This window comes from Streptomyces sp. NPDC059906 (assembly GCF_042730645.1).
Lineage (GTDB): Bacteria > Actinomycetota > Actinomycetes > Streptomycetales > Streptomycetaceae > Streptomyces > Streptomyces rubrogriseus.
This window is the reverse complement of record NZ_JBHWKU010000015.1, coordinates 86,501-102,758: the sequence shown is the minus strand read 5'-3', so window position 1 is coordinate 102,758 and position 16,258 is coordinate 86,501. Positions and strand designations below refer to the sequence as shown.

Below are 16,258 nucleotides of genomic sequence, written 5' to 3'. Positions count from 1 at the left end.
GAAACGTCTCGCATGCTGCACGAGATCGAGGACATCGAGCAGGAGCGGCTCCGGCTGTCGCAGAGGCCCGCGGTGCGGGAGGCGCCGCCCGTTTTCTGTGCCTTCGACGTACGGACCAGTTGCCCGGTTCCGGAATTCCGCGACAGGGTGCTGTCCGTGCTCGATCCCGCACTTCGACTGGCCGTCTCGCAACCATTCGAAGGCGAGGATCTTCCGGTCGACGCGATCCCCGGTTGGTTCACAGCCGTCGCCCGGGATAGCGCCGAACCGGCCCCGGATTTCGCCGCGCAAGGCGCTGAACGCTACTCCACTGCGGTCGGACGAGGGGCCTGGGACCTTCAGGAGTGGCTGTATCAGTTCGATCCGGAATCCGAGTTTCGTGGCTGGGCCTGGTGGGACCTGACACAGTCGGGCGAACGTGAAGCGCGTGTGTGGGTGGACACGTGGGGCGAGTCCTTCTTCGCCTGCGACGAACTCCGGTGGCTCGCGTACGTCTCCGGTGCCGTGGAGGTTCACGGACCGACTTTGGAAAGATCCGAAGCCTGGTTTGCCGCAGCGCGGTCCTGAAGCGCAGCGACAGGCCCCCGCCCGCGCGTGGGCGGGCAGGGGCCGGGTCGGCAGGGTCAGCCGGATGGGTGGAGGCGGCCGGAGTTACGGCAGAGCGTGCACGTGCGCACCCACCGCGTTCGACCAGCCGTTGCCCGCCGTCGCGTCCCAGTTGGTGGACCAGGTCATCGCGCCCCGCAGGTCAGGGTACGTCTTGGAGGGCTTGAAGGAGCCGCAGTTGGTCGCCTTGGTGAGGCAGTCCAGGGCGGCGTTGACCACCGACGGGGAGACGTAGCCGCCGCCCGCCGCGCGGGTGGAGGCCGGCAGGCCGAGGCCCACCTGGGACGGGGCGAGGCCGCCCTCCAACTGGATGCAGGCCAGGGCGGTGAGGAAGTCGACGGTGCCCTGGGCGTACACCTTGCCGTCGCAGCCCAGCATCGTGCCGCTGTTGTAGTACTGCATGTTGACGACCGTGAGGATGTCCTTCACGTTCAGCGCGGTCTGGAAGTAGCCGCCCTGCGTCGACTGCATGTCGATCGTCTGCGGGGCCATCGTGAGGATCATGTCCGGGCCCGCCTTCGCCGCCAGGGCGCGCAGGGCCTGGGTCATGTAGGTCGGGTTGAGACCGTTCTCCAGGTCGATGTCGACGCCGTCGAAGCCGTACTCCTGCATCACCGAGTACACGGAGTTCGCGAAGTTCGTCGCGGAGGCGGAGCTGTTCACCGAGACGGTGCCCTTCTCGCCGCCCACCGAGATGATGACCTTCTTGCCCGCGGCCTGCTTGGCCCGTACGTCCGCCTTGAACTGGTCGACCGTGTAGCCGCCGAGCCCGGCCGAGTCGAGGTTGAAGGTCACGGCGCCCGGCGTCGTGGTCGCGTCGGCGAAGGCCACCGCGATGATGTCGTACGCGGCCGGCACGTCGGAGATCTTCTGGACCGTCGCCCCGTTGTTGAAGTTCTGCCAGTAGCCGGTCACCGCGTGCTTGGGCAGGTCGCCCTGGTTGCCGCCGTCGTCCGGGGCCGTCGTGCGGGCCGTGACCGCCGCCGACTTCACCGACTCACCGGCCGCGTTCGTCGCCGTGACCTGGAAGGAGTACGACGTCGAGGCCGCCAGGCCGGTCACCGTGGCTGACGTGCCGGTCACCGCGGTCACCTTCGTGCCGTCGCGGTAGATGTTGTAGCCGGTGGCGCCGGACACCGTGTTCCAGGTGAGGGAGGCGGAGTTCGGCGTCGTGCCGGAGACGCTCAGACCGGCCGGAGCGGTCGGGACCGTGGGGTCGGGGTCGCCGTCGCCGCCACCGCCGTCGGGGCCGAAGACGGACAGGTCGTCGACGTAGTACGCCGCCTGCCCGTACCAGCCGTGCGTGTACACGGACACGGAGGTCGTCGAGGAGCCGGTGCTGAAGGTGGTCTTCAGCTGCTTCCACGCCGTCGAGTCCGGGGTCCAGGTCGACACGTCCGTCGTGCCCGTGCCCGTCACGCCCAGGTAGGAGTACCCGCCCTGCACCCAGGCGCTCAGCGTGTACGTCGAGTTGGGCTTCACCGCGACGCTCTGCGAGCAGCGGGCGTTGTCCTGCCCCGCCGGGGTGGCCTTCAGCGCGGCGGAGCCCGCGTGCGCCGGGGAGGCGACCGTGGTGCCGCTGTTCGCCGAGCAGGTCCAGTTGCTCAGACCCGACTCGAAACCGGCGTTCTTGGCGTTGTTGACGTCGGCGGCCGAGGCCGGGCCGACGGCCGTGAACGCGAGTGCCAGGGCGGCGGTGACGGCGCCCGTCAAGGAGCCGAGACGTCTTCCGCGGCCGCGTCTGCGTACGGGGTCCACTGCTGCCTCCGGGGGTGGGGTGGGGCGGAATGGGGGACGGTGGCCACCGTTGACGTACAAGGTGGTCCAGACCAATTGAAGGTGTCAAGGGGTAGGTGCGGACCAAGTTGGCGGCCGGGTCCCTGCCGTCCGGAAAGCGGTGGCTCGCCATCGAAAATGCTCAACCTGCCCTGATTTGGCGCGTCTTGTGCAACACAAGTTGTTCCACAGGCTGGAGAAACGCTGTTCTCCGGTCACAGACGCGTGGATACAGTGCTCAGGTAGTCACGCAGTGAAGTCATCCGGGTGTGCCGGAGTAACACCGGCGGGCCGACGGGCATGGGAGACGGGGAGCCGCGCGTGCCAACTGCCATTGCCGTGACCAGTGCCGACCTGGCACTGCCGCCGCAGGACGAACGCACCCTGCCCGCGGCCGTGCTCCAGGACGTCGACCGGCGCCCCCTGGAGCAGGTCCTGGCCGAGTTGCAGACGCTGGTCGACCAGTGCGGGCACGTGATCGTCGTGTGCTCCCAGGCCGTCCCCGCGAGCGTGGAACGCCGCCTGCACACCGTCCGCGCCCTCCTGGAGACCGACCGCATCGCCCTGTTCCGGCCGCCGCTGCCGCCGCTCGGCATCGCGGTGCTGGCCCGCCAGTTGCGCCAGCTGGCCTCCTGCGACCTCAGCCCGGGCGTCCTCGCCTCGGCCGGCCGGCTGCTCACCCACTACATCCACGCCGGTGCCCTGCTCGGCTCCGTCGCCCGGCTCGACCACGTCCCCGTGGGCCTGAAGGCGCACGCCAGGTCCTGGGTGCCCGGCAGTCAGTTCGGCGTCGTCGCCCACCCCGTGCCGCAACTGGTGAGGATCGGCCCCGAAGCCGCCCTCGCCGGGCCCGAGTTCGGCACCTGGCTGCTGGTCGCCAAGGGACAGCACCCGACCGACTGGGTCACCGGCTCGCTCGCCCCCTCCTGGCACGTCCAGGGGCTGCGCGAGACGGCCCTGCCCGCCGAGTCCGCCACCTGGTGGGGGACGGGCCGGCTGACCGAGTTCTGCGCGTACCTCCCCGACCTCTCGGTCCTCTACCAACTCGTCACGTCCGTACGGCGGAGCACCTGCCACTGGTGCGGCATCGACGTCATCGGCGACCGCTGCGTGTTCTGCTCCGCGACACCACCGGACTACGACGACAGCGGCGGGAACGGGAGGGGCGGGAACGGGAGGGGCGGGAACGGGAGGGGCGGCGGCCTGGACCGCGCGCTCGGCCACCGCCGCGATCCCGCCCTCGGCCGCCGTCGTGAGAGACGAGCCCTGACTGGGTAGATCCGTAGCGCCCCGTCCTCGTCCGCATCTCCGTCCGCATCCCCGTCCGCGCCCGTCCGTCCGCCCGGACGTCCGACCCCCCAATGAGGTTGCACGGCCCATGAACTCCCGTCAGCGCCGCGGCATCATCCTGCTGATCCTGTCGGTCCTCTGCGCCCTGGGCGCCTTCGCCGGCGTGCTGTCCGTCATCAACGACGTGAAGTCCAAGGTCGGCCCCGAGGTGACCGCGTACCGGGTGAAGTCCGACATCGAGCCCTACACGGAGCTCGGCGCGACGCAGTTCGAGAAGGTCGAGATGCCCGAGCGCTGGCTGTCCGAGAACGCCGTCACCGACCTGTCCCGGGTCCGCGGAAAGATAGCCGTGACCACGCTGAAGGCGGGCTCGCTGCTCCAGACCGACATGATCGTCGACACGCCCGCCCTGCGGCCCGGGCAGCAGGAGGTCGCCATCATGATCGACGCGGCGACCGGCGTCGCCGGGAAGATCACCCCGGGTTCCACCGTCAACGTGTACGCCACCTTCGAGGGCGCGCGCGAGGGCGACCCCGACCAGTCGAAGATCATCGTGACCGGCGCCAAGGTCATCGACGTCGGCGAAATCACCGCGCTGGAGCCCGACGAGGACAGTCGCGACCGCGAACCCACCGACGCCGTCCCCATCACCTTCGCCCTGTCCACCATCGACGCGCAGCGCATCACCTACGCCGAGTCGTTCGCCCGGCGCGTCCGGCTCGCGCTGGTGGCCCCCGGCGGCGACACCACGGTCCCCGACAAGGACCGTACGTACGAACTCGCGAAGGACAAGTGAGAGCCGTATGGCCACGAGGATCCTCCCGGCAGTCGGCGACCCGGACGCCGTACGGTCCCTCACGACCCTGCTCAGCCAACTGCCGGACGCCGAACCGGTCGCCCCGGTCACCGACTCCACGCAGCTCGTCGACACCCTCGCCCGCCTCGCCGCCGAGTCGGTCGACGAACTGCCCGAGGTCGTCGTCGTCCACGAGCGCATCGGACCGGTCCCGGCCCTTGAGCTGATCCGCGAGGTCGCCCTCCGCTTCCCGGCCGTCGGCGTCATCCTCGTCACCTCCGACCCCGGCCCCGGCCTCTTCCAGGCCGCCATGGACCACGGCGCCCGCGGCCTGGTCGCCCTCCCGCTCGGCTACGAGGAACTCGCCAGCCGCGTCCAGGCGGTGGCCCAGTGGTCGGCGGGCGTACGCCGGCACCTCGGCGGCGCCGTCGACGTGTTCACCGGAACCGGCGGCACCGTCGTCACCGTCAGCGGCGCCAAGGGCGGCGTGGGCGCCACCCTGACCGCCGTCCAACTCGCCCTGGCCGCCCAGGCCTCCGGCCGGTCCACGGCCCTGCTCGACATGGACCTCCAGACCGGCGACGTCGCCTCCTACCTGGACGTCCAGTTCCGCCGCTCCGTGGCCGACCTGGCCGCCATCACCGACCTCTCCCCGCGCGTGCTGGCCGACGCCGTCTTCCGCCACGACAGCGGCCTGGCCCTGCTGCTCGCCCCCGGCGAGGGCGAACGCGGCGAGGAGGTCACCGACCGCGCCGCCCGCCAGATCGTGGGCGCCCTGCGCTCCCGGTACGAGGTCGTCGTCGTCGACTGCGGCGCCCAGCTCGGCGGGGCAGGCGCCGCCGCCGTGGAGAGCGCCGACACGGCCCTGCTGGTCACCACCCCGGACGTGGTCGCCGTACGGGGCGCCAAGCGGGCGGTGCGGATGTGGGAACGGCTGCAGATCCGCAAGGCGGCGGAGACCACCGTGGTCGTCAACCGGCACACCCGGGGTACGGAGATCCAGCCCCCGCTGATCCAGAAGATCACCGGCACGGCGATCGCCGCCACCACGGTCCCCGCCAACTTCAAGGAGCTGCAGGGCGCCGTGGACGCGGGCCGGGTCCACGAACTGGACGGCAAAAGCACCGTGAAACAGGCCCTGTGGGCCCTCGCGGGCGAGCTGGGCCTGGCCGGCGTGTCCGACGGGGGCCGGAAGGGGCACGGCCGCTTCCGCGGGGAGCGGGGCGACCGGAGCGAGCGCGGGGACCGGGGGGACCGGGGCGACCGGGGTGACCGGGGCGCGTCCGGCTTCCGGCGCCGGAAGGACGGTGCCGGGTGAGCCGGTTACGCGGGTGGGGCCGCGCCCGGGACCGCGCCCGGGACGGCGGTCAGGTCACCATCGAGTTCCTCGGCATGACGCCGGTGATCATCGCGACGCTGGTGGTGCTGTGGCAGCTCGTGCTCGTGGGATACACGTACACGCTCGCGGGGAATGCTGCGGACGAGGCGGTACGGGCGGCGACGGCGGCCGAGCGCGGGGCGCGGCAGGGGGCCTGCCAGGAGGCGGGCCTGGACAAGCTGCCGGGCTCCTGGGAGGGAGGTGCCAGTGTGGACTGCGGCACCGCGGGCGGTTACGTCACCGCCGACGTGCGCATCGAGGTCCCCCTCCTCTTCCCGGGCACCCTCAGCGTCCCCTTCACCGTGCACGGACACGCGGGGGCCGTGGAAGAGGAGGACGACTGAGATGCCGTACTCCCGAGGGCGACGGGCGAGGGACCGGGGCCAGGTGGCCATCGAGTACCTCGGCTTCCTCCCGATCCTGGTCGTCGTCGGCATGGCCGTCGTACAGCTCGGCCTGATCGCGTACACCGCCCAGCAGGCCGGCACCGCGGCCCGCGCGGGGGCGCGCAGCGCCTCGCTCCAGGAGAGCGCGCAGGCGGCGTGCGCGGCGGCCGTCAGCAGCTGGCTGGCGGACGGCACCGACTGCCCGGAGTCGCGGGGCGGGGACGAGGTGACGGTCACCGCCACCGTCGAGATCCCGTCGATCGTGCCCGGATGGGACTTCGATCCGGCCCGCAAGACCGCCACCATGCCGCTGGACCACTGACCGAGGAGCGAAGGACGCATGAGCCTGCGCGCACGCATCCACTCCCCCGAGGAGCACGGCAGCCGGGGCGAGGACGGACACCTGGTCGCCTCCTACCGGGCCAAACTCCTGGAGGAGATCGACCTCGCCGAGATGAGCGCGCTCGCGATGGCCGAGCGCCGGGCCCGACTGGAGCGGGTCCTCGGGCACATCATCAGCCGCGAGGGCCCGGTCCTCTCGACGCTCGAACGTTCCCAGCTGATCCGCCGGGTCGTCGACGAGGCCCTCGGCCTCGGCATCCTGGAACCGCTCCTCGAGGACGCCTCGATCACGGAGATCATGGTCAACGGCCCCGACGCGATCTTCGTCGAACGCGCCGGCCGCGTCGAGCAGCTGCCCCTCCGCTTCGCCTCCCACGACCAGTTGATGCAGACCATCGAGCGCATCGTCTCGACGGTCAACCGCCGGGTGGACGAGTCGAACCCGATGGTCGACGCCCGCCTCCCCTCCGGCGAGCGGGTCAACGTCATCATCCCGCCGCTCTCCCTCACCGGCGCCACCCTCACCATCCGCCGCTTCCCCCGCTCCTTCACCCTCCAGGAGCTGATCGGCCTCGGCTCGCTCGACGAGAACATGCTCTACCTGCTGGCAGGCCTCGTGCAGGCCCGCTTCAACATCATCGTCTCGGGCGCGACCGGCACTGGGAAGACCACCCTCCTCAACGCCCTCTCCGGCCTCATCCCCGAATCCGACCGCATCATCACCATCGAGGACTCGGCCGAACTCCAGCTCCAGCAGGCGCACGTCATCCGCCTGGAGTCCCGTCCGCCCAACGTCGAGGGCCAGGGCCGCATCACCATCCGCGACCTGGTCCGCAACTCGCTGCGCATGCGCCCCGACCGCATCGTCGTCGGCGAGGTGCGCGGCGGCGAGTCCCTGGACATGCTCCAGGCCATGTCCACGGGCCACGACGGCTCGCTGGCCACCGTCCACGCCAACAGCGCGGAGGACGCGCTGATGCGCTTGCAGACCCTGGCCTCGATGTCCGACGTCGAAATCCCCTTCGTCGCCCTGCACGACCAGATCAACAGCTCCGTCGACGTCCTGATCCAGCTCACCCGCTTCGCCGACGGCGCCCGCCGCATCACCGAGATCGCCCTGCTGGCCAGCCACGGCGGCGAGCCCTACCGCCTGGCCACGGTCGCCCGCTTCAACGCCCGCCCGATGACCGCCGACGGCCGCGTCCTCGGCGCGTACGAGTACCACCCGCTCCCGCACCGCACCGCCGAACGCCTCTACATGGCGGGCCAGCCCATCCCGCAGGCCTTCGGTGTGGCCCACACACCGGACCAGCTCACCACCCGAGAAGCCAGGTAGGACCGCCCGATGGAACCGGAACTCGACACGCTCGTCACGCTCACCACCGGCATCACGCTGCTGACCTGCGTCCTGGCGGTCGTCGGCCTGCACTCCTACGCCGCCGGCAAGGCGCAGCGCGCGGCCCTGGTCGACCGCCTCACCGCGACCGGCCAGGCACCGGCGGCCGGACGCCGACGCCGCTTCCCGACCCTGGACCGCCGCCTGCGCCGTACCGGACTGGGCCGGAACCTGGAACGCCGCCTGTCGGCGACCGGCCTGGACGTGACCCCCGGCGAGTTCTTCGCGTACATGGTGGCGACGGTCGCCGGCCTGTGGCTGATCGGCCAGGCGGCCCTGGCCCCCTTCTTCGGCCCCCTGGCGGGCCTCCTCGGCATCGGCGTGGCGATCCAGTTCCTCAACTGGCAACGCCAGAAACGCATCGAGAAGTTCATCAACCAGCTCCCCGAACTCGCCCGCATCCTCGCCAACGCCACCCAGGCCGGCCTCGCCCTGCGCACCGCCATCGGCATGGCCGCGGAGGAACTGGAGGCCCCGGCCGGCGAGGAACTGGGCAAGGTGGCCGACCAACTCGCCATCGGGGCCTCGATGGACGACGCCCTCGGCGAACTCGCCGACCGCCTCCCCTCCCGCGAACTGGTGGTCCTGGTCACCACCCTCGTGCTGTCCAACCGCGCCGGCGGCCAGGTGGTCGGCGCGCTGCGCAACCTGACGGAGACCCTGGAGGAACGCAAGGAGACCCGGCGCGAGGTCCGCACCCAGCTCTCCCAGGTCACGATGACGTCGTACGCCGTCCCCGTCCTGGGCATCGGCTCGTTGCTCCTGATGAACGGGGTGAAGGACGGCGCCCTGGAACGCATGACGGGCTCCCCGGCAGGCCAGGCCGCCGTGATCACCGCCTTCGCGCTCTACGCCGTCGGCTTCGTCCTCATCCGCCGCCTGTCCCGCATCGACGTCTGAGAGGGGGAAGACAAGGACATGGGCCTCGAACTCCCCGGCATACTCCTCGCCCTCCTCATGGCCCTGGCCGTCTCGGGCGTCTTCGCCGGCATCCGCATGTACCGGGCGGAGGCGAAACTCCCCGACGACCTCGCCCTCGCCCTGGAGGTCGGTGCCACCCGCACCGGCGCGGCGCACTCCCTCATCGACCGCATGGGCATGCGCTACGCCCCCGCCGTACTGCGCCTGATGGGCCCGGCCCTGGTCGCCCGCTACCGCCGCAGGATCGACCTGGCCGGCAACCCCGGCGGCCTCACCATCGACCGCTACGCCGCCCGCCGCGCGGTCTACGGCGCCCTGGGCGCGCTGGGCTTCCTGGTCTTCCTCCTCCGAGGCCAATACCTGGTGGCCCTCCTGCTCCTCGCCTTCGGCGCGTTCTGGACGGAGGTGGGCATCTGGTCGGCGATCCGCATCCGCAAGGACGTCATCGAGCGCACGCTGCCCGACTTCCTGGACGTCCTCGCGGTCGTGGTCAGCGCGGGCCTGGGCTTCCGCCAGGCCCTGGACCGGGTGTCCACGCGCTACGAGGGCCCCTGGGCCGACGAACTGCGCATCACGCTCCGCCAGATGGACCTCGGCATGAGCCGCCGCGAAGCCTTCACGGAGCTGCGCCGGCGCAACGACTCCGAACAGGTGGCGATGTTCGTGACGGCACTCCAGCAGGGCGAGGAACTGGGCGCCCCCATCGTCGACACCCTGGTCTCGCTGGCCAAGGACATGCGCCGCACGGACGCGCAGAACGCCCGCCGCAAGGCCGCCCGCGCGGTCCCCAAGGCCACGCTGATGATCACGACCTTCATGGTCCCGGCCACGATGATCCTCCTCGGCGCCGGCCTGATCCTGGGCTCGGGGACGGACTTCGGAACGATCACGGGGGAGTAGGGGAGTGCGACTGCACATGAACAGGAGAAGACAACTATCGCCCCCCAACAACCCATTGGCCTCACTTCACCGCAATACCTTTCGCACTTGCAATCCATTGTGGGACAGTCGATACCTGGTACTCCCGACAGGTCGAGGTCCCAACCGAGCGCGAGGGAGGTGGAGATCGTGGACGCCCTGACGTCCGGCACGACCAGCCAGCAGATCACCGCCGCCCACCCGCACGAGCAACACGGCTTCGCCCACCCTGGAGGGGAACACCATGACCAACTGGCTCCACACCGCCGCCGCACACCTGCACACCCGCCTCACCACCCAACACGACAAGGGCCAGACGGCGGTGGAGTACCTGGGCATCATCGCCGTGGTGGTGGCGATCGTGCTGGCGATCACGGGGACGGACATCGGGCAGACGATTTACAACGCGATCAAGGACAAGATCACCGAGGTCACCGGCGGTTGACGCCGGCACGTGTATACGACGACGCAGGGCAGGCTTTCCCTATCTACATCACGGTGGTGGGGGGCCTGCTCCTTCTCGCGCTCGCGTATTTCGCGGTCGGCCAGGCTGCAGGAACTCGTAGCGAGGCGCAGACGGCAGCAGACGCTGCGGCGCTCGCGGCGGCTCTCGAAACCCGGGACCGCCTCGCGGACCAGTGGCTCGACAACGTCCGGGAGCCGGACTCTTGGCAGGACATCTTCGAGGGGAAGGTGGCCGTTCCCAACGCGTGTTGGCGTGCCCACGAACTGGCGGCGCGCAACGGCGCGGGGGTGGACTGCGCACCGGATGGCCTTCTGGGCTACAGCGTCTCCGCCGAGACCAATGACACGGTCGGCGACACCATCGTGCCGGGCACAGAGGACCAGAAGGCGACGGAGAGTGCGACGGCCGTCATAGAAGCCCGCTGCTCGCTCAAGCCGCCCGCCGAGGATGCCGAAGCCGATGCGCTGCCGAGCCTCATCTGTAAGGGCGGCGAGGACTGGGATCTCAAGCCGGACGATCTCTCCGACCTGCCGAAGCCCGAGGATCTGTTCGACGTTCACCTGGCCGATAGTTGACAAGCGAACGACGAGGACGAAGGAAGCGAGTCATGAGCATTCGGTTCACAACAAGGGCGCGAGGAGGGCTGCCCGCATGGCCCGTTGCCATCGTGCTGGCCTTCGGCCTGGTGGCCTGTGGTGGTGGAGGCGGAAGCGATGACGACAAGCCGGAGTCGTCGACGGCCGCTTCCAAGAGCAGCGAGTCGAAGCCGGACGCTCAGGAGGGCGATTCGGGCGAGACGCTGGCGGAGCTGAAGGGGCCCAGTGGCCTGTTCCTGAAGATCACCGCCGCGGAGCGGGATGCGGGTGGTTTCATCACGATCAGTGGCGACCTGAAGAACGATGGTGAGAAGACCGTCAATGTCCCCGCTCAGCTGAGTGGCAACGAGACCGAGATCATCCGGAACGGCAGCTCTCTCGGTGGTGCCACTCTGGTGGATTCCAAGGGCAAGAAGCGCTACTACGTGCTGCGTGACACGGACGGGCGGCCACTCACGACCACCAATTTCCCTGCCTTGAAGACGGGCGAGTCCCTGCCGGTGTTCATGCAGTTCCCCGCGCCCCCCGCCGACACGGCCGAGGTGACGCTCCAGCTGCCGATGTTCACGACCGGCACCGTCGAGATCTCCGGGTGAGGCACACCATGACCTCACCCCCACGCCTGCTGGCCGCAGTCACCCTCATGCTCGCCTCGACCGTCTACGGCACCACCACCGCCCACGCCGACGACGACCCCAACGACCCCCCGGGCACCGAACCCTCCGCCACCGCCCCCGTGGAGGTGGACCCCAACGACCCCGACCTGAAGCTCCCGGACGGGGCCACGCTCGCGCAGGCGAAGGTGCTGGACATCAAGTCGGTCGTGGAGGAGCAGAGCGGCGACGAACGCCGCGAGGACACCAACACCAGCGTGACGCTCGCGCTCCAGGCCGAGGTGCTGTTCGGCAAGGACAGCTCGAAGCTCGGCGCGGAGGCGAAGTCCCGCATCAGAGGCATCGCCGACGAGATCAGGACCCAGAACGCCACAAGAGTCCGCGTGTTCGGCTTCACCGACGACCTCGGCTCCTCCGCCCACGGCGACGTACTCTCCAAACGCCGAGCCAACGCCGTACACGACGTCCTGTCCCAGTCCCTCAACGACGCCGGCATCACCTACGAGGTCCGCGGCTACGGCGAGCAGTACCCCATCGCCGACAACTCGACGGAGGCCGGCCGCAAGAAGAACCGCAGGGTCGAGGTCTCCTTCCCCCGCACGGAGCCCTGACGCACCATGAGGTACCCAATGCACCCCCGCCCACGTCCCACCCGCACCGCCCTGACGGCCCTCGCGGCGCTGGCGGCCCTCACGACGACCGCGTGCGGCAGCACCCACGAGGCAGACGACGAGCCACCCCGAACGCCCCGGGACCGCCCCACGCCGTCCCGCGCCACCCCTGCACCCCCCTCCCCCTCCTCCGCGGCAGCGGCCTGCTCCGACGGCAACTGCGAGATCGCGATCACCGAGCCCGTGACCATCCACTTCCGGGGACCGGGCGACGACGGCCGGGCAACGCTCTCGGTGACGACCGTCGGCCCGAACGAGATCGAGTACGAGGTGAAGTCCGGCAACACCCGGTCCAAGGGCGGCGCGAGCGGCCCGGGCCAAGGCTGCCTCACCTACCTTCGCGATCGTGGCAGCGGCAACTCCTGCGGCACCCTCGACAGCACCCGCCCGAGCCCGCGGCCCGACGCCGTGGTGATCCAGGCGACGACGGGCACGGACGGCACGGCACTCCTCCACATCGTGTCCCCGTGACGCGCGACACCGGCTCGGCCGGACGCACCGCAGGTACCACGAAGAGCCGGTGCTTCAGGTACCGATGAGGGATCGCAGCACCGGAACGCTGCCCCCCGAGCTCACCAGCCCCACGAGGACCGATCCGGCGACCGGACTGCCACTCAGCCAGGCCAGGCCGCCCACGACGAGCCCGATGACGACGGCGGTGAGCAGCACCAGCGCGGTGTGCAGGGTCAGGAACGGACCCGGAGTCCCGGGCGGCGAGCTGTGATCGGACGAACGCACGGACGGCTCCTGGGGGAACAGAGGGCTGAAACAGATGCTGTGATGCCGCCGTTCCTAGATCGCATCGACACGAGAACCCCACGCACACCTCCCACACATCGCCCGTTCAGGTCATCTCGCCGCACGCGCGTGGGGTGGATCCGAGGGCCGCACCTAACACCCGTGGGTACGACCTGAAGGGAGGCCGATGCAGGGGGACGAGACCCGGGACAGCCGTGAGCGTCGCGCTGCCGACGAACTGCTCCTCAAACACCTTGCCAAGAGCGGGTTCGAGGGCCCCGACTACGAGCGGTTCCAGAACGAACTCGTGCGCTACGCCCTCTCCGTCCTGTGCGCGTGGCTGCATTCCGGGCAGGTCTTCAACCTCGCCCGGCAGACCGGCTTCGGAGTCCAACCCACCGAGATGGAAAGGGAGGAGCTGCGCCGCGACGGCGATCTGCGCGAGGAGCTGGCGAACTTGACCGTGGCCCGGGCGCTGCCCCGCTTCAGGCAGACCGCGCTGATCGAGGGAGGCTGGACCTACGACGGAGGAGCCGGCCTGACCAGTTACTTCATGGGTGCCTGTCTGAGAGCGTTCCCGAACGAGTTCCGACTGTACAGAGCGGGCGAGGACCGCTACCGGCGTGCCGTGCACCGGGAACAGGCGCATCAGGCCAGGTACCAGGTCGCCCCGAGCGCGGAGCAGGAGGCGCTCGGGGGCCTGTGGGCCCGGCAGGTGATCGAGACCATCGCCGACCCGCGCACCCGCACGGCGGTGACCGCGAGCGCCTTGGCCGACTACACGCACGACGAGATCCGGGAACTGCTGGACGCTTGCTCGACCCGTGTGATCGAGGCACTCCTGTACCGGTGGCGCAAGAAGGCGAAGAGCAGTGAGGGGGAGTGGCGGCATGGATGACAACCGGACCTTTGAAGAACTCCTCGAGCAGTCCTCCCTGGGCACTCGGGGGGCACGTACGCTGCGTCGGCGCACTACTGACACCCGTGCCGAGAGCGTGGTGGGGTTGGCCGAGGCCCGGGAGTCTTCTGCCGGGAGCGTGGAGCGGGCCGCAGGTGCACGACCGCGCCGCGTCCGGCGCCAGGGTGCCGCCGAGAGCGTTGCCGGCGCACACCCGGGAACCGTCCTGACCGACGGAGGCTCCCCGACCGGCCCGAGCCCGTCTCCCGGAGTTCCGCCCTCTCTGCCGGAGTTGTGGCGGTCGTACAAGGCGACCGGTGACGAGCGGCTGCGGGAACAGCTGATCCTGCACTACTCGCCCCTCGTGAAGTACGTGGCGGGCCGGGTCAGCGTGGGACTGCCGCCCAATGTCGAGCAGGCCGACTTCGTCTCCTCCGGGGTGTTCGGCCTGATCGACGCCATCGAGAAGTTCGACGTCGACCGGGAGATCAAGTTCGAGACGTACGCGATCACCCGGATCCGGGGCGCGATGATCGACGAACTGCGGGCGCTGGACTGGATTCCGTGGTCGGTGCGGCAGAAGGCGCGCAACGTGGAGCGGGCGTACGCGACGCTGGAGGCGCGCCTGCGCCGCACCCCCTCGGAGAGCGAGGTCGCCGTGGAGCTGGGGATCGCGGTGGAGGACCTCCACGCGGTCTTCAGTCAGCTGTCGCTGGCCAACGTGGTGGCCCTGGAGGAACTGCTGCACGCGGGCGGCGAGGGCGGCGACCGGCTGAGCCTGATGGACACCCTGGAGGACACCGCCGCCGACAACCCGGTGGAGGTCGCCGAGGACCGTGAGCTGCGGCGGTTCCTGGCCCGGGCGATCAACACGCTGCCGGAGCGCGAGAAGACCGTCGTCACGCTGTACTACTACGAGGGCCTCACGCTCGCCGAGATCGGGAACGTGCTGGGTGTGACCGAGAGCAGGGTCAGCCAGATCCACACCAAGTCGGTGCTGCAACTGCGCGCCAAGCTGGCGGGCTTCGGCCGCTGACGCCGTGCCGGGCGGCGACGCCGTCCGGAGGGTCTTCCCGCGCGGTCTTGAACGATCGGGCCCGCTCGGCGAGGCGCCGCGCGGTCGGCTCGGTGCCGACGTCACGAACGACTAGTCCTGCTGACCGACTCCGCCGGCCGACTCGGCCGAGCCCTCCACGACCTCCACCCGCGCCCCCACCCGAACCCCCCACTCACCCATCGCCCCGGCCTCCGCCTCCAGCACGTGCCGCGCCCGCAGCCGGGGCAGCCCCAGCCTGCCCGGCCGCATCGTGCGCACGGCGACGACGTTGAGCCGCCGGTCGAGGTAGGCCACGTCGATGTCCATCCGCATCCGGAATGTGTGCACACCGCTGGCGGGGGTCAGCAGCATCGCCCCGTCGACCGAGTCGCGCCCCAACAGCCCTTTGGTCCGTGCGCGGTACGAGCTCGCGACCTCCAGCGGAACACGAACGCGCTCGCCGTCCGGCCCCACCACGGCCAGAATCCCCACCCCGTTCCGCCACCTCTGCCGTCCCATGCAGCTGCCCTCCGTTCAGCCCTGTCACCTCGCTGAAGGTATCTGCCACGCAGACGACAGCCGGAGCCCTTTGCTGCTTCCGGTGCGTTACGGAACCGTTATGGCCCAAGAAGCCACAAGTGCAGAGGGTTTGAACTCCCGGGTGGCCAGGGCGAGACAGGTGTCACTCTGGTGCCGTCCGTCCCCGGTGGATAGCGTTGCTTCGCTGAAGAAAAGCCTCGTCCCACCCAGGAGCCTACAGTGAATCGCCGCCGCCCCACCCTCCTCGCAGCGCTCACGCTGACCGCCACAGCGGCCTTGACGCTGTCCGCGTGCGGCAGCGACGACAGTTCCGGCAAGGGGGAGGGTGAGGACAAGATCGCAGGGGTGGAAACGGGTAGCACTACCCCGTCCGCCTCGCCGACTTCTTCCGAGCCGTCGAAGGCCGGTAGGCCGAAGATCGAACTTCCGGCTGATCTCTCCTACACGTTCGAGTGGCCAAAGTCGGGGGACAAGGATAAGGACGCGATCCTTGACGACACCGAACAGTCCATTAAGGCCGTGGACTTGGCCATTGTCAACCAGGACGCACTCGACAAGGCGTATCTCTATTACTACGAGGGCGAGGCTGCCGCCGGCACGCAGAAGTTCATCCAGAACTATGTTGACCAGAAGGCAGGACTCACGGGGAGCTACCGCTTCTATGCCCCTCAAGTAGCGGTCGATGGGGACGGTACCGCTTCCTTCACGTACTGCGAAGACCAGGGCAAGGCGTATGTGAAGTACCTCAAGACCAACAAGGTCAGGAAGACCGAGGTGTCTGCGAAGAGCTACGTCATCTACCACACGTCGCTGAAGAAGAACGAGGAAGGCGTGTGGGAGATCCAGGAGATCGCTTCGGAGAGTGGGAGTGCCAAGTGCCAGCCCTGACA

Annotated in this window: 20 protein-coding genes; 17 read left to right on the top strand and 3 right to left on the bottom strand. The window is 69.8% G+C overall.

Annotation, left to right across the window (positions count from 1 at the left end):
* Positions 1-12 precede the first annotated feature (12 nt).
* Complete coding sequence (locus ACFV9J_RS23110; protein ID WP_385356767.1) at positions 13-567, top strand: hypothetical protein; 555 nt, start codon at positions 13-15, stop codon at positions 565-567.
* Positions 568-651: 84 nt separating this feature from the next.
* On the opposite strand, the gene ACFV9J_RS23105 is transcribed toward ACFV9J_RS23110, so the two are convergent.
* The gene (locus tag ACFV9J_RS23105; RefSeq protein WP_385356766.1) at positions 652-2,364 is read right to left on the bottom strand and encodes a chitinase; all 1,713 of its coding nucleotides are present in this window, start codon (positions 2,362-2,364) and stop codon (positions 652-654) included.
* A 318-nt stretch (positions 2,365-2,682) separates the two neighbouring features.
* On the opposite strand from ACFV9J_RS23105, the gene ACFV9J_RS23100 reads away from it, so the two are divergent.
* The 13 genes from ACFV9J_RS23100 (at position 2,683) to ACFV9J_RS23040 (ending at position 12,627) form a co-directional block, all read left to right on the top strand.
* Positions 2,683-3,660: a hypothetical protein gene (locus ACFV9J_RS23100; RefSeq protein WP_385356764.1), complete on the top strand. Its 978-nt coding sequence runs from the start codon at positions 2,683-2,685 to the stop codon at positions 3,658-3,660.
* Positions 3,661-3,760: 100 nt separating this feature from the next.
* The gene (gene cpaB / locus ACFV9J_RS23095; protein WP_385356762.1) at positions 3,761-4,468 is read left to right on the top strand and encodes a Flp pilus assembly protein CpaB; all 708 of its coding nucleotides are present in this window, start codon (positions 3,761-3,763) and stop codon (positions 4,466-4,468) included.
* Between the two features lie 7 nt (positions 4,469-4,475).
* Positions 4,476-5,786, top strand: a complete 1,311-nt coding sequence (locus ACFV9J_RS23090; RefSeq protein ID WP_385356760.1) for a CpaE family protein — start codon at positions 4,476-4,478, stop codon at positions 5,784-5,786.
* On the top strand, positions 5,783-6,190 hold the full coding sequence (locus ACFV9J_RS23085; RefSeq protein WP_385356758.1) for a TadE/TadG family type IV pilus assembly protein: 408 nt from the start codon (positions 5,783-5,785) through the stop codon (positions 6,188-6,190). The genes ACFV9J_RS23090 and ACFV9J_RS23085 overlap by 4 nt, the downstream gene beginning before the upstream one ends.
* 1 nt (position 6,191) lies before the next feature.
* Entirely contained in the window at positions 6,192-6,554 is a 363-nt protein-coding gene (locus ACFV9J_RS23080) for a TadE/TadG family type IV pilus assembly protein (protein ID WP_385356756.1), read from the top strand.
* A gap of 18 nt (positions 6,555-6,572) precedes the next feature.
* Positions 6,573-7,910, top strand: coding sequence for a CpaF family protein (locus ACFV9J_RS23075; protein ID WP_385356754.1), 1,338 nt, complete (start codon positions 6,573-6,575; stop codon positions 7,908-7,910).
* Positions 7,911-7,919: 9 nt separating this feature from the next.
* Positions 7,920-8,870 (top strand): type II secretion system F family protein, encoded by a 951-nt coding sequence (locus tag ACFV9J_RS23070; RefSeq protein WP_385356752.1) that lies wholly within the window; start codon positions 7,920-7,922, stop codon positions 8,868-8,870.
* A gap of 18 nt (positions 8,871-8,888) precedes the next feature.
* Positions 8,889-9,791 carry a DUF5936 domain-containing protein gene (locus tag ACFV9J_RS23065; RefSeq protein WP_385356750.1) on the top strand — a complete coding sequence of 301 codons (903 nt, stop codon included), beginning with the start codon at positions 8,889-8,891 and terminating at the stop codon, positions 9,789-9,791.
* Positions 9,792-10,053: 262 nt separating this feature from the next.
* Complete coding sequence (locus tag ACFV9J_RS23060) at positions 10,054-10,254, top strand: Flp family type IVb pilin (protein ID WP_385356748.1); 201 nt, start codon at positions 10,054-10,056, stop codon at positions 10,252-10,254.
* The gene (locus ACFV9J_RS23055) at positions 10,251-10,850 is read left to right on the top strand and encodes a pilus assembly protein TadG-related protein (RefSeq protein ID WP_385356746.1); all 600 of its coding nucleotides are present in this window, start codon (positions 10,251-10,253) and stop codon (positions 10,848-10,850) included. The genes ACFV9J_RS23060 and ACFV9J_RS23055 overlap by 4 nt, the downstream gene beginning before the upstream one ends.
* Before the next feature lie 32 nt (positions 10,851-10,882).
* Positions 10,883-11,467, top strand: coding sequence for a hypothetical protein (locus ACFV9J_RS23050; RefSeq protein WP_385356744.1), 585 nt, complete (start codon positions 10,883-10,885; stop codon positions 11,465-11,467).
* A gap of 8 nt (positions 11,468-11,475) precedes the next feature.
* Positions 11,476-12,096: an OmpA family protein gene (locus ACFV9J_RS23045; protein ID WP_385356742.1), complete on the top strand. Its 621-nt coding sequence runs from the start codon at positions 11,476-11,478 to the stop codon at positions 12,094-12,096.
* Positions 12,097-12,102: 6 nt separating this feature from the next.
* On the top strand, positions 12,103-12,627 hold the full coding sequence (locus ACFV9J_RS23040; protein ID WP_385356740.1) for a hypothetical protein: 525 nt from the start codon (positions 12,103-12,105) through the stop codon (positions 12,625-12,627).
* A 54-nt stretch (positions 12,628-12,681) separates the two neighbouring features.
* Here the strand turns inward: ACFV9J_RS23040 and ACFV9J_RS23035 are convergent, their stop codons facing one another.
* Entirely contained in the window at positions 12,682-12,894 is a 213-nt protein-coding gene (locus ACFV9J_RS23035) for a hypothetical protein (protein ID WP_385356738.1), read from the bottom strand.
* 187 nt (positions 12,895-13,081) lie between these two features.
* Here ACFV9J_RS23035 and ACFV9J_RS23030 point away from each other — a divergent pair, with 187 nt between their 5' ends.
* Together ACFV9J_RS23030 and whiG are read left to right on the top strand one after the other, a co-directional pair.
* Positions 13,082-13,792, top strand: a complete 711-nt coding sequence (locus ACFV9J_RS23030; protein WP_385356736.1) for a hypothetical protein — start codon at positions 13,082-13,084, stop codon at positions 13,790-13,792.
* Positions 13,793-14,018: 226 nt separating this feature from the next.
* Positions 14,019-14,828, top strand: coding sequence for an RNA polymerase sigma factor WhiG (whiG, locus tag ACFV9J_RS23025; RefSeq protein ID WP_385356865.1), 810 nt, complete (start codon positions 14,019-14,021; stop codon positions 14,826-14,828).
* A 111-nt stretch (positions 14,829-14,939) separates the two neighbouring features.
* Here whiG and ACFV9J_RS23020 read toward each other — a convergent pair whose 3' ends face one another.
* A complete protein-coding gene (locus tag ACFV9J_RS23020; protein WP_385356734.1) occupies positions 14,940-15,347 on the bottom strand; it encodes a DUF192 domain-containing protein in 408 nt (135 codons plus the stop codon).
* 240 nt (positions 15,348-15,587) lie between these two features.
* Between ACFV9J_RS23020 and ACFV9J_RS23015 the strand changes: the two genes are divergently transcribed.
* The gene (locus tag ACFV9J_RS23015) at positions 15,588-16,256 is read left to right on the top strand and encodes a hypothetical protein (protein WP_385356732.1); all 669 of its coding nucleotides are present in this window, start codon (positions 15,588-15,590) and stop codon (positions 16,254-16,256) included.
* Positions 16,257-16,258 lie beyond the last annotated feature (2 nt).